Annotated in this window: 11 protein-coding genes; 4 read left to right on the top strand and 7 right to left on the bottom strand. The window is 45.0% G+C overall.

Going from position 1 to position 13146, the window contains the following annotated elements:
• Nucleotides 1-45 precede the first annotated feature (45 nt).
• Entirely contained in the window at nt 46-1500 is a 1455-nt protein-coding gene (locus FGG79_RS14635) for a protein adenylyltransferase SelO (RefSeq protein WP_138779573.1), read from the bottom strand.
• 99 nt (nt 1501-1599) lie between these two features.
• Complete coding sequence (locus FGG79_RS14630) at nt 1600-2994, bottom strand: amino acid permease (protein WP_138779570.1); 1395 nt, start codon at nt 2992-2994, stop codon at nt 1600-1602.
• Between the two features lie 160 nt (nt 2995-3154).
• Between FGG79_RS14630 and FGG79_RS14625 the strand changes: the two genes are divergently transcribed.
• From FGG79_RS14625 to FGG79_RS14615, 3 genes are read left to right on the top strand one after another with little or no spacing between them, the layout of a single operon-like run.
• Nucleotides 3155-4069, top strand: a complete 915-nt coding sequence (locus FGG79_RS14625) for an ABC transporter permease subunit (RefSeq protein ID WP_138779568.1) — start codon at nt 3155-3157, stop codon at nt 4067-4069.
• Entirely contained in the window at nt 4066-5091 is a 1026-nt protein-coding gene (locus FGG79_RS14620; RefSeq protein WP_171050950.1) for an ABC transporter permease subunit, read from the top strand. The genes FGG79_RS14625 and FGG79_RS14620 overlap by 4 nt, the downstream gene beginning before the upstream one ends.
• A complete protein-coding gene (locus FGG79_RS14615) occupies nt 5088-5681 on the top strand; it encodes a hypothetical protein (protein ID WP_138779564.1) in 594 nt (197 codons plus the stop codon). The genes FGG79_RS14620 and FGG79_RS14615 overlap by 4 nt, the downstream gene beginning before the upstream one ends.
• 134 nt (nt 5682-5815) lie before the next feature.
• Here the strand turns inward: FGG79_RS14615 and rlmD are convergent, their stop codons facing one another.
• From rlmD to htpX, 3 genes are all read right to left on the bottom strand, one after another.
• Nucleotides 5816-7180, bottom strand: a complete 1365-nt coding sequence (gene rlmD / locus FGG79_RS14610; protein ID WP_481747287.1) for a 23S rRNA (uracil(1939)-C(5))-methyltransferase RlmD — start codon at nt 7178-7180, stop codon at nt 5816-5818.
• A gap of 211 nt (nt 7181-7391) precedes the next feature.
• Entirely contained in the window at nt 7392-8579 is a 1188-nt protein-coding gene (locus tag FGG79_RS14605; protein ID WP_138779560.1) for an N-acetylmuramoyl-L-alanine amidase family protein, read from the bottom strand.
• Between the two features lie 227 nt (nt 8580-8806).
• A complete protein-coding gene (gene htpX, locus FGG79_RS14600; protein ID WP_138779558.1) occupies nt 8807-9688 on the bottom strand; it encodes a protease HtpX in 882 nt (293 codons plus the stop codon).
• Between the two features lie 158 nt (nt 9689-9846).
• Between htpX and FGG79_RS14595 the strand changes: the two genes are divergently transcribed.
• Entirely contained in the window at nt 9847-10557 is a 711-nt protein-coding gene (locus FGG79_RS14595; protein ID WP_138779556.1) for a DUF1836 domain-containing protein, read from the top strand.
• 272 nt (nt 10558-10829) lie between these two features.
• On the opposite strand, the gene FGG79_RS21860 is transcribed toward FGG79_RS14595, so the two are convergent.
• Both FGG79_RS21860 and FGG79_RS14590 read right to left on the bottom strand, forming a co-directional pair.
• Nucleotides 10830-11000 (bottom strand): hypothetical protein, encoded by a 171-nt coding sequence (locus FGG79_RS21860; RefSeq protein ID WP_171050949.1) that lies wholly within the window; start codon nt 10998-11000, stop codon nt 10830-10832.
• A gap of 124 nt (nt 11001-11124) precedes the next feature.
• A complete protein-coding gene (locus FGG79_RS14590) occupies nt 11125-13125 on the bottom strand; it encodes a YhgE/Pip domain-containing protein (RefSeq protein WP_138779554.1) in 2001 nt (666 codons plus the stop codon).
• Between the last annotated feature and the right edge of the window lie 21 nt (nt 13126-13146).

Raw genomic sequence — 13146 nt, 5'->3', positions numbered from 1 at the left:
TCTACCCAAGGATTCACCACGCATCCATATCTATAGCAAAAATCATCACGTACCACAAAACGTCCGATATGGCCGGTCAGATGGCTCTGGCAGCTTACAGTACTCTTCATGTTCCCCTAAATAGGCATATGGATCCTTCGTCACATCGACAAGTCGCTCCATCACACTGAAATCATTCTCTTCAACCGCAGCCGTCAGCGCTTCTTCCACTCTGTGGTTCCGGGGAATGACAGACGGATTGCTGCTCTTCATCAGTTGTTGTGAGGCTTCCTGAGTTTCATCCTGCCTGCTCTTTCTTTCATTCCAACGTTCTTTCCACACAGCAAATTCAGGCGTTTTGAAAAGAGGAGAATCTTCATTGCCGATGGTCATGCTCCGGAATGTATTTGTATAGTCTGCCTGATTGATTTTCATCAAGTCGAGCAATTCTTCAGCAAGAGATCGGTCTCCCTCCTCTTGATTGAATAATCCAAGCTTTCTTCTCATACCGTCCAGCCAATGAGATTCATATAACTTCGGAAATTCCATAACCGTATCTTGCGCAAGCTTCAGAGATTCTTCCTGTTCATCGTGAAGGATCGGAAGAAGGCTTTCGGCAAATCGGGCAAGGTTCCAGCCTGCAATCTGAGGCTGATTGCCGTATGCATATCTTCCCTCCCTATCAATGGAACTGAAGACCGTTTGCGGGTCATATGAGTCCATGAAGGCACAAGGACCATAGTCGATCGTTTCCCCTCCGATTGTCATATTATCCGTGTTCATGACCCCATGGATGAAACCTACCATTTGCCACTTGGCGATGAGAGCGGCCTGACGTTTAATAACTTGTTGAAGAAGATAAAGATAGCGGTTCGGTGCACCTATACCCTCAGGATAGTGACGCTCCAAAGCATAGTCAAGAAGAGCACGAAGGTCCTCTACGCTCCCGAATCGGGAGGCAAATTGAAACGTACCGACACGAATGTGACTAGCTGCCACCCGTGTCAGGATCGCCCCCTCCAGTTCCGTTTCCCGGAAGATTGTCTCACCTGTCGTCACCACTGCTAGACTCCGTGTCGTCGGGATTCCAAGTCCGTGCATCCCTTCACTGATGATATGTTCTCTGAGCATCGGCCCAAGACCTGCGCGGCCGTCCCCACCCCGGGAGTATGGGGTGCTACCTCCGCCCTTTAATTGAATATCGAATCGTTCTCCACTTGGTGTGATTTGTTCCCCGACCAGAATCGCACGTCCGTCCCCCAGCATATTAAAATGGCCGAACTGGTGCCCTGCGTAGGCTTCGGCAATGGGTTCAGCACCTTTAGGGATGTCATTACCCGATAGGACCCCTGCTCCCAGTTTCTCAACATTCAGACCAAGCGACTCAGCCACCTCTTCATTCAAAACAACCAGCTTAGGTGAACGCACTGGAGTCGGATCCTGTCTAGTGAAAAAAGAATCTGGAAGTTTGGTATAGCTGTTTTCGAAATTCCAACCTGTTTTATTTTCCATTATCTTCATCTCCTTCTTTTCTTTAAATAAAAACAAAAAACCATAGACTGCCTATGATTTTTTGTAAAGTTCTTCTTAATGTTACTTTCATTATAACGCTCTTCTACTCTATTGTCCTTTATGGCCACTGCGGAAAACTCCCCAATAAGAGAGATAAATCACAAGGATCAATGCTACTGAAATGTACAACCCGACACGCTGATTGGGATGAATCATAGCACCTGAAATTGCCAGGAGGATCAGACCGATTCCAATGTATGATGTGTAGGGATAACCAAACATTTTGAACTTTCCATTCAAATCATCGTAGGAAGGATGCAGCTTAATGTGGGAGACAAGGATGATCACCCAGTTCAGAATCAGCATGACACCTGCTGCAGTAGTGATGTATTCATACACGTCATTGGGAAGAAGGAATGAAAATAGGATGGATATCCCAAGTCCTACCGCTGTGATCATCAGGGATTTCACTGCCACTCCCCTGTCATTTTTCTCAGCGAATCCTTTAGGCGCATCCCCATCGACCGCCAGGGAAATCATCACATTCGTGATCGAAAATAAAGCACCGACCATCGTAGAGAAGGCAGCACTGATAATAATGATGTTGAAGATCGAATCAAGGAACGGGATATGATAAGCTGACAGCGCCGTAACAAACGGACTTTCCTTTTCATTGATTTTAGTCCAGGACACCATACTCATGACAAAAAACAGGGATAAAACATACACCGTCACCAGTGAAAATAATGTCCCTTTCCCGGCTTTAGGGACATCTTTTTTCTCCCTCAATTCATTGGAGGCAATACCGAGGACCGCAATTCCACCGAAGGAGAAAAACACAAAAATCAGCGCAGCCCAAGTCCCTTTGATTCCTTCCGGCATGAAGGGTGAAATGCCTGCATTCTTGGCGGAAGCGAGTTCTGAAGGAGTGATAACGTGAAACATAAGGAGCGCACCAAACACGATGAAAATTAGCAAGGTGGATAATTTAATCACAGCAAAAACCGACTCAATTTTCCCAAAATTGCTTGCACCGAGAAGATTGATCCCAAAACCAAGAATGGCATAGACGATAGAAAAGATCCATAACGGGATATAGGGAAACCAAAATTGAGTGAACGTCGATAACGCTACGATTTCACTGGACATGATCAGGATTCCTGACAACCAGTACATCCATCCGGAGACGAATCCGAATGAATGGCCGAACGCTTTCCTCGCGTAGATCCGGAATGTTCCTTTTTGAGGATCATTCGTAATCATTTCCGCTAGAGCGCTAAACACAAAATAAGCCGTCACACCGGCGATACAATAGTCAATCAGAATGGATGGACCCGCCGTCTTGATTGATAGTCCTGTTCCAAGGAAGAATCCGGCACCGATGACGGATCCGATGCCGATTAGGGAAAGTTGCCACCAGCTGAGCTTGGTTCCTTCTTTTTTCTTTCTTTTCTTATGCTGCTGATGTGCCACCGTCTGGGTCAATAAATGCTCGTCTTTCATCCAACCACCCTCTCATATGTATCACGCTCATTTCATACTGATAGGTTTTTCCACGATATTGAATACTATACAATTGGTTAAACCTAGTTAATTAACATTATTGTAAAAATTAAAATTATTTTGAAATTTTTGTAATAAGTCGTTATAATGGTCGTAAAAGATGGTGGAGGTGCTTCTACTGAGAAGATTCAACTTGATCGGACTTCCGATTCAATTTTTGCTTACATGTATCGGTTTATTCCTTTTTAGCGGAGCAGGATCATTGCTTGCATACGACAGTGAATTGGTCATCATGCTGGGGAAATATCTTCAGACTCTGCAGGAAATCGGACGTGAAATTTTTCAACCAGGTTCCATTATCATTAAAATTGGGGACCCACCAGACTACAAAAGCTATCCGCTTTATCCATTGTTTTTTCAGCTGTTCGGCTACTCGTTCTCACTCTTGCTTCTTGCTTTCATACTGGCTGCCGTTGCGTCTTCCTTTGTAAGCTATATTTTTATGCTTCTTCCGAAAAGAGTATATCGAATCTGCTTCCGTTTGCTGGATTCGCTGGATTCCCTCCCTGACGTTCTCATCATCGTGTTTATCCAGTTATTTATCGTCTGGTTTTTCAAGAGAACCAATATCCTCTTGTTTGATATTTACACCCTTGGAGATGAGAAGATCTATTTGCTTCCGATTATTTGTCTTGCAATCATGCCGATTGCCTTTTTGACCAAGCACTTCTTATTCCAACTTCGGGAGGAAGAGGAAAAACCTTATGTAGAATACTCCTATTCAAAGGGTTTCTCAAAGGCGTATACCATATGGGTTCATTTATTCCGAAATGTGTGGATACACTTTTATTACCATATCAAACCGATTTTTCTGCTCATGCTCTCGAATTTGTTGATCATTGAGATCCTATTTAATATCCATGGGTTTATGAATGTGCTATTGGACGTATCAAGCAATACACCAAGTGCTTTCTTCATCGGAATGTTGATGATTTACATACCATTCTTCATCGTATTTACATTAGGAGCTATTGTATTGAAAAAATGGTTGTCCGGAGAGGAGGTCAGTTCATGAGCATAGTTCGATCATTGAGGCTTTGGCTACCATTGAGTCTTCTCTTTATTACGATCGCAGCAAGCTTTATCGTGCCTGTCGTCTATCCTGAACTTCTCGAGCCGGGGCCACGGTATTTAAAAGATGACGCAGGAAGGATTATCTCTGATCCCCCTTATACTATGGAGGAAATGAAACCTCTAGGAAGTGATAAACTCGGTCGAAATCTATTCTACTTGCTACTAGCCGGTGCAAAATATACGCTTCTATCGGCTATCGCTATTGCACTCCTCCGTATGATCGGTGGGTTTGCATTCGGGATTATCTACGCATTCCTTCCTGCTTGGGCGAGACAGATGATCAAGGGAATTGGTGATACGTTTAACTTCATCCCCCTAGCCATCATCGCATTTGTTCTCCTTACCCCCTTGCAGCTTGCCTTCGAGGCTGGGGCAATGTTTTCCTTTCGATTTCTGGTCATTGAGGTACTGGTGATCGCCATCATCGTGATCCCGTCATTGGGAATGTATATCGGCGAGGAAATGAAGGAGTACCTAAAGAATGATTTCGTATCTGTATCCAAACAAATCGGGGCATCAAGATTCTATATTATTAAAAGGCATCTGCGTCCGCAGTTCAGTCGCCACGCTCTTGTCATGTTTTCAGAACAAATTTCTCAGACCCTTTATCTCCTTATTCAACTCGGGGTCCTTCATATCTGTTTGGGAGGTTTGAAAACAGAGGAGTTCGGGATTATGGAACATATACCTGAGTACTTCTCCTATACAAACGAATGGGCGGCGACGATGAGCATCAATATCCAAATGGTCTTTCTTCATACTTGGCTCGTTCTGACGCCCCTTGCTTTTTTTGCTGTGTCTATTTTTTGTATGAATGAAGTGACTAGGTATTTAAAAGAGGTGTTGCTAGAAGACGCGCTTCCTGCTCAACAAACGAATAATGTCACTGACAAACCTGCACCTGAGGCGTCCTTGACAGATCCATTCACCTTTTCCAAGCGTTCAAAGGAGGGATTCCATTGAGATACCGGATTATCTGTACACTAATGGTTACCCTTTTGTTCCTAACTGGATGCCGTGTTGAAATGGTGTCAGAACTCCCACAAGAGAAGCTCGTCCCAGACGGAGTCAGGATTGAGCTTACAGGGACGGTCCTGCTTGAAGAAAAAGAACTAATCGTTGAAGGACAAAGTAACCTCCCCGAAGATGCCATCATGTTTGCCGGCCTTAAAGATTACGGAGACTTTGAAAATTACGGAAGGGTCATCAACTGGCAAGGTCAAGAAGGTGAAGAATACGTTACAGAAAGCACAGGAATCGTAGATAAAAATGGGAAGTTCCGAATAAAAGTAAAACGCCTCAATCCAGACAAACGCTATAAGCTGGAAGTCATCTTCAATCCTGCCATCCAAAAATCAAAGGTTCAGGAAATCTATGGGTTCTGGGGGGAAGACATCGCCCCCAACATCGGCTATTTTGATTTCGAGCATAACGAAAACACCGTATCCGGGATGATCAAGGTAGCACCAATTGTAAACACCACCGACGCCAGCGGGATTGGTGTCAAGTGGAACCTAACCAATATCCCGAAAAAATCCAGACCAGTGAAATAAATTGTTTGAGGGACGGACCTGTATTTCAAGGTCCGTCCCTCACATGTTGAAATAACCTAAACAACAAAAATACCCGACTCCATATGAGTCAGGTATTTTCAAGCAGGACAACAAATCTATCCCTTTCGTCCCGGTTATTTGTTTAAGGTTAATGTTGCTACACATTCAACATGCACGGTATGAGGAAACAGATCCACAGGTTGAACCCCATCGAGCGTGTAGCCAAATGGTTCCAGCTCCTTGACATCCGTCGCAAAGGTATCAGGGTTACAAGATACGTACACAATACGCTCCGGTTGAGCTCTCCCAATCCGTCTCATCACCTTTCCTCCTGCACCCGAACGTGGTGGATCAAGCATCAATAGCTGTGGGTGACCAAAGCTCTCCAGCATCTCGTCGATTCCTTTTCTCGCATCCTTAGCGAGGAATGTTGTATTCGAAATGCCATTATCATCCGCATTTCTCTTTGCTGATTCAATCGAACTCTCGACGATTTCTATGCCGGCAAGTTCACCGACTCTGCTCGCAAATGGAAGAGAGAATGTTCCCACTCCACAGAAAAGGTCGATCATTTTTTCTGTTTCCTTCGGCTGTCCCATTTCAATCGCCAAGTCCACGAGTTTCTGTGCCTGTGTCGGATTCGTTTGGAAAAACGTATCAAACCAGAGACGGAATCGATAGCCGTCCATTTCATCATAGATAAAGTCGCGGCCGGCAAGAAGATGAATTTCTTCTGCTTGAGTACGGTCTGCCCATGCTGTGTTTTCGAGCCATAGTAAGCTCTTCACATGTGGGAAATTCTTCTCTATCCGCTTCATTAAATCATCCACGGCTTCTTCATGAGCTCCCGGTGCTTCCGTTGCAAACAATGCGAGCATTAATTCACCAGTCGCAAACGATTGACGTACCATTAAGTGCCGTAGTAAGCCTTCGTGCTTGTCCTTATTGTATCCGGATAGATGATGATCCTTCACCCAATCGGCTACTTCCATTGCGGCTTCTACCATCTGTTCGCTCGCGATCAAGCATGTTTCAAGTGAAATGATCTTGCGGAAATTTCCTTGTTCATGCAGCCCAAGAGCTCCTTCCGGTGAAAACGTAAATTCCATCTTATTACGATAACGCCAAGGCTCTTCCATTCCCATCGTATCCTGGACCAAGTTCGGATCAAAACCTTGCTCTATTAGGGCATCCTTCACATGACCTGTCTTTTGCTTCAACTGCCCTTCGTAGTCCCAATGCTGCCAAACACATCCTCCACAACGTTCAAAGTGTGGACATGGAGGCGCTGTTCTTTCTGGGTGGGCTTCCAGAATTTCATCCGGCACCGCTTTTCTTCTTCTTCGGTCCGGCTGATCAACCGTCACACGAACCTTTTCACCTGGAAGAGTCTGCGGCAACGTCAGCCTTAATTTCTTCGGATTCCCAAGTTCATTCTCACGCCAGGTCACAGCCTGTCCCGAACCCTTTCGATCTAACTCTTCTATAGTCACAACCATTGTTTCTGGTTTGGTATTCGTCAATTTCTGAATCCTCCTTCAACATGCTCTCTAACTCTATACTTTATTAAAAATGGAGGGGGAATGCAACTGAGTGTTGTGGACAATTACCTTCTATCAGTAAACTAAGAGACCAATTGTGGCCAAGAATCAAAATGGAGGTCCGTCCCTCGAATTCGAGGGACGGACCTCCAAAGATCACCATAGAAGATTAATAGGATTGATACCGGCCAAATTCTCCAGTAATATATGCTCTCTTTCCGTTATAAATAACCTCCCAATATCCTGAACTACTATTGTTCCCACGGACGGATCCGGTGACCTCAATGGTCCTGCCCTTTGCGATTGTGCCTAAATCTTTAGAATTTAAACGATCTGGTCGATCTTGTATGATGGCAGCATCCGCTACACCTATAATACTGATCTTCCCGACCGCTATCGGACCGCCTGATGATGAATTCGAAGTGGATGGGGATACTTGTCCACCAGAGGATTGGCTGATTCCTTCCACCCTCACAAATTCCGGAGCTGCCGTTACATAATACACATGTCCCCTTGAGTTCTTGACCTCATACATATAGGCCCCTTCTACCTTTAATTTCCTTAAGATGGTGGGGAACCCATATTGATACTTCAAGATCCCTGCACGGAAGGCGTCATTAAATGTCGGTCGACTGTAAAAGTCCAAACCTTCACTACCCTTGTAAATGCTCTCCACTCGTTTACCGGTGAAGTTTTCACTGGTCGATACATCTTTCACATCCGTTTTAGGAGGAATGACCACGTTCCCACCACTTGTTGCAGCTACATATGGGACGCCGAAGAAATCACAGATTCCCCTCGCTTGTTCCCTGGCGGTTTCCCGCTGGAAATCCTCATTGATCATGAGCAACGCTTCTCTCTCATTATCCATGAAGCCATTCTCCACAAGAACAGCAGGGCCATTGAACTCCCTCGTCATATGAAGATTCTGCTCAATAATGCCTCGGTACACTTGTTTCGTGCCCTGTCTCAAGTATTTCGCAATCGCTTCAGCCAGCCTTCTATCATTCACATCATTAAAGTAGATATGAAGTGAATGACCTTCCGAATCCTTACCAGGACCATCGAATTTCCCATCGAATGCATTATAGTGGTTTGAAACCAGTGCATGCGCCCCCATGGAATTAGCGATACCCGTGCGTGCTTTCAGAGGTGTATCTTCATCTGTAGGAGCTGTAAGCAGCGTCCTGAATCCACACCTCTCAAGTTCCGCTTTCAAATATAACGTCACTTTCTCATTGAACTCATTTTCATGGATCTGCCTGCCAATCGACTTAATAAAAGGTGTCCGTTTACCAGCTGTCCCGATTCCATGACCATCGTCTAAAGCAATTAATAATTCACTAGCTTTTGCCATCTAACCTATCACCCCTTCTACTAGTAAAATATTCACTGCTTGGACAAATGGTCACGGCAGGGGGGAAAAGAGTTGGTCGGATCTATACTAAAAGAAGTCTCCTATAAAATAATGAATGCTATGAATCAATTTTTTCAATAAGATTTTCATCTTTAAACTCAGATCTCTTCCACACACTAAAAAAGGTGCCTGACCCCCATTCCGGGGTCAGGCACCTTTTCATTCTATTATTTCGCTTCTAAACGACTGATCCGATCATCTAAATCAGGGTGCGTCGAAAACATCGCGGATTTTCTTTTTCCATTAATTTTCAATGTGGAAATGGCCGTGTCATCTTCACCCTTCATGCGGCTTGTATAACCTTTCAACATGCGAAGGGCATGGACCATTTTATCCTTACCTGCAAGATCCGCTCCACCGCGGTCTGCATGATACTCACGATGGCGTGAATAAGCAAAGACAACCAGACTTCCAAGGATCGAGAAGACGATTTGGAACACGATCACAGCAATGAAATGCACGATCGGTGCCATCTCTTCCCTTGCAAAACGTGATGCAATCCAAGCGGCGATTCTTGCCAGGAAGACAACGAATGTATTGACCACACCTTGCAGCAGGGTCATTGTCACCATATCTCCGTTCGCTATGTGAGCAATCTCATGGGCGATGACGCCTTCAACCGCATCATCATCCATTTCACGAAGCAGTCCAGTTGAAACGGCTACCAGTGACCGCTTCTTCGAAGGACCAGTCGCGAAGGCATTTACTTCAGGAGATTGATAGATCCCCACTTCAGGCATATGCGTGAGACCTGCCGCTCTTGATAAGCGATGAACCTTCTCGACAACGGTTTGCTCCTCAGAAGACAACGCTCCATTCGGATCTACCACTCGGACACCCATCATCTTCTTCGCCATCCAGCGTGACATGGCGAGTGAAATGAACGATCCAGAGAAACCGATAATTGCACTGAATACCAGTAGTGCCCCTAAATCAAGTCCACCTGAAGCAGTGATGTAATTCCCGGCTCCTGTGATTGAAAAAATGATACTTATTGTCAGTAATACTAATACGTTCGTTAAAAGGAAGTAAAATATACGTTTTCCCATCTTGTCTCTCCACTCCTATTTCAAGTTCATATGAACCTGTATATGAACCTATTATAAATCCTTTTTTGATAAAATACAAGTCAAAGGTGAAATTGACGTGACCCTGTCGAACCAGTAGTATAGAAGAAGATATTTGCAAAAGAGACGGGGTATTCACGATGAAAACGTTTAATCTGACACGAAAGAATATGGCCGACTTCCTGCTCTCACTGAACGCATCAAATGACATATCCCCAATCGATGTGCTTCAGGAAGCGTGGACGGTTTCAGATAAAAAGAATGACATGCCTCCGATTATTCAAAAGCTCCTCAAGCCCACTAAAGGTGAATGCGGTTTTTCCCTCAATGAAATCGTCTCCCTGGGCAACTTGATCGAATTCACTAACTTCCCCCAAAGCACCGTACAGAACTGGGTGAAGCGGGATGTTAGAGGATTGATCGGATCCCCTCAGCTCGGTAAGAAATACACCGTGGAACAAGCTGCTATGTTGTTCATCGTCGAAGACCTCAAGGCGACATTGGATTTCGAATCGATCCGGAAGATCTTGACGCTTGTGTTCAACAACATTGATGATCGTACGGATGACATCGTCAATCCCACAGATCTTTATCTTGCTTATGCATCCGTTTTTGATCAGATTCATCACCGGCCATTGCCCGTAATGAAGACTTCTGCCCAAGGTTCTGTCAATGAATTGATTGATCAGTTTCTTCATCATGAATGCAAGGCCATGTTATCCTCCTTTGACGGGATTAAGGAAGAGAACCTCAACATCGTACTGAATGTTATGATCGTATCGGTGCTCACGGTACAGGCTGGGTTTTACCAGACTGCTACACAAAAATATGTGACCGATGCTTTATCTTAATAAAAAGCTCTTTTCGTAAACTTTGTTGCTGTTTAAGGTAGCGAGTGGTGGTTGATTTCCGCTGCAGGTGCTCGCTTTCCGCGGGGCGTGAGTTGAGCCTCCTCAGGCTTTGCCCTGCGGGGTCTCAACTTTCCCGCAATTCCCGCAGGAGTCGAGCACCTTCCGCTACAATCAACTTTCTAAGCATGATGATGAATCTAATACCAAACATTTCTAGAAAACATCATTTTTCAACGTGTGAAGTGGTCGATTTTAGCTTGAATAGGAAGACATTATTTCATTCGTTTTTTTTCACTATTAAGCTCTGTCACGATATCTCTTTTAGATGGTGAGGGGAACGGCGTAGACTCCTGCGGAAAAACGGGCGTGCCGAGACCCCGGAAGCGCAGCTGAGGAGGCTTGGCCGTTCGTCCGCCGGAAAGCGAAGCCGTTCCCCTCACCATCTATCGCACTCACTCATAGACAGAGCCTTGGCAGCAGCTCCTATGTTTAGAAAACAACAATCTTTGTGAAAAGAGCCTAATAAAAAAATGCCTGCCCCCTTTTTAAAGGGAGACAGGCATTTTTTTATCCGTTAGCTACTTCAACCGTTTTCGAGTGCTGAAGATGGCTTGTGAACCAGGCGATTCCGCCTGCTACAGACAAGTATGCAAACAGAATCCATAACTGGTGTGTCAATTGAGTAAAGTCACCTAGAGTAATGACTTCCTGGAAGCTGCTTAATGAGTGAGCCATCGGTAAATTCTCGCCAATCGCCCTCATGATCGGTGCATTTAAATCCCTTGGGAATGTCCCTCCACATGTCGCCAGTTGAAGAACAAGGAAAGTAACGGCCAGGAACTTCCCTACGAATCCGAATACGGTGATCAGCATGAAGATAAAGGTCATGAACGTAAAGGAAACGATGACACTCGAGAGGACAAATAACGGTATATTGACCACTTCCAAATGGAAACCAAATAGAAGGACAATATCCACGATTAGTGCCTGGATGAATCCAATGGAACAGACCAGTCCTAGTTTATTGATGAAATGAGTGGTCCCATTCACCCGTAAGTCATTCCTTCTGCCAAGGGGCAAAATATTCGCCGCCATGATTCCACCGACATATAGTGCCAATGATAAGAAATAAGGGGCAATCCCGGTTCCATAGTTCGGTACCTCAGAAAGATTGGATTTCACGAGTTGAACAGGATTAGAAAACATAGATGACAGCTTGTCCGTTGGATGAACGGCTGATGTTTCATCTGCTGCATCAGCGAGCTTCACCGATAATTCACCAGATCCTGTTTCAAGCCCTGTCAAGCCATTATTCAAACTATTAACCCCTGAAGTAAGTTTGTCACTTCCATTCGAAAAGCGGTCGATTCCAGCAGTCAAGGTTCTAAATCCCTTGTTCCAGTCAGCAAATCCTGAAGAGATTGTCGAAGTTCCCGACGCTAATTCGGCTGCTCCGCTGGAAACTTGATTCAGTTTGTCAGCAAATTGAGTGAATCCCTGGTTAAGCTTGCTCTGTCCTCCAGCCAGTTGTTCTGCATTTTGCTGAATCTTCGCGTGATTGCTTTCAAGCTCCACTGTAGAGGTTGATAATTTTTCAGATAAGGCTTGAATCCGCGCGAATTCTGGATCATTCTTCGCCTCTGTATGTGTTGCCTGGTATTCTTTTAATCGGTTCTGCAGTTGTTGAGCCGTCGATTTCGCTTCCGATTGCTGTTGCTGCAACTTGCTCTCTGAACCGGCCAGCTGCTTGGTTTGGTTCGTCAACTGATCGGCACTCGCACTCATTTTTCCGCTCTTTTGTGATAAACTCGCCATTCCACCGGCTAATTGAGCTGAGCTTGAATCAAGGTTGTGGAGACCACTTTCAAGAGAACTGGCACTAGAAGACAGCTTTTCACTTCCTGATAGAAGCTGGTTTGATCCTGCATCCAGGTCGTTGATACCAGCTGCAAGAGTATCCATTCCCTCTTTCTCATCTGCAACCCCTTCGTGTAATCGACTTGCGCCTTCACTAGCTTCCGTTAAGCCCTCTCCCAGTTCCTCGAACTTTGAGAACACCCCCTCCGCATAGGATTTCGAAATGGTGTCAGACAGTTTGTTCTTCATTTTCTCCGTAGCACTTAAACCGATTTGAGAAGCTACGAAGTTCTTACCCGGGTTGTCTTTATATAACAGTTGGGCTGGCTGCGGATTCTCGTCCATCAGCGTGCTCACCTTAGCGGAAAAGTCCTCGGGTATAGTCACGACCATATAGTACGCGCCATTCTTCAATCCCTCGTCCGCCTTAGAGGAAGAGACAAATTGGAAATTCAGGTCCCTTGTCCTCTTCAGCTCTTTCACAAAATCCTTCCCCGCTTCTACCTGTTCACCCTCCATGATTGCCCCCTGGTCTTCATCAACCACGGCAACAGGTAGTTGCTCTAGCTTCCCATAGGGGTTCCAGTAGCCTGAAAGGAACAATCCAGAATATATTAATGGAACTAAAAGAAGAAACCCCAGAGCGATTCTTCTATGTTTATGGCTGAGCATCGCTTTTAAATCTTGAAAAATTAACCTGAATGCTTTCATAAGAAACTCCCTTACCTACAT

The sequence above is a fragment of the Bacillus sp. BHET2 genome, assembly GCF_005938125.1.
Lineage (GTDB): Bacteria > Bacillota > Bacilli > Bacillales > Bacillaceae_B > Rossellomorea.
The sequence above is the reverse complement of the archived record's forward strand: the minus strand, read 5'-3'. Positions and strand labels throughout refer to the sequence as shown.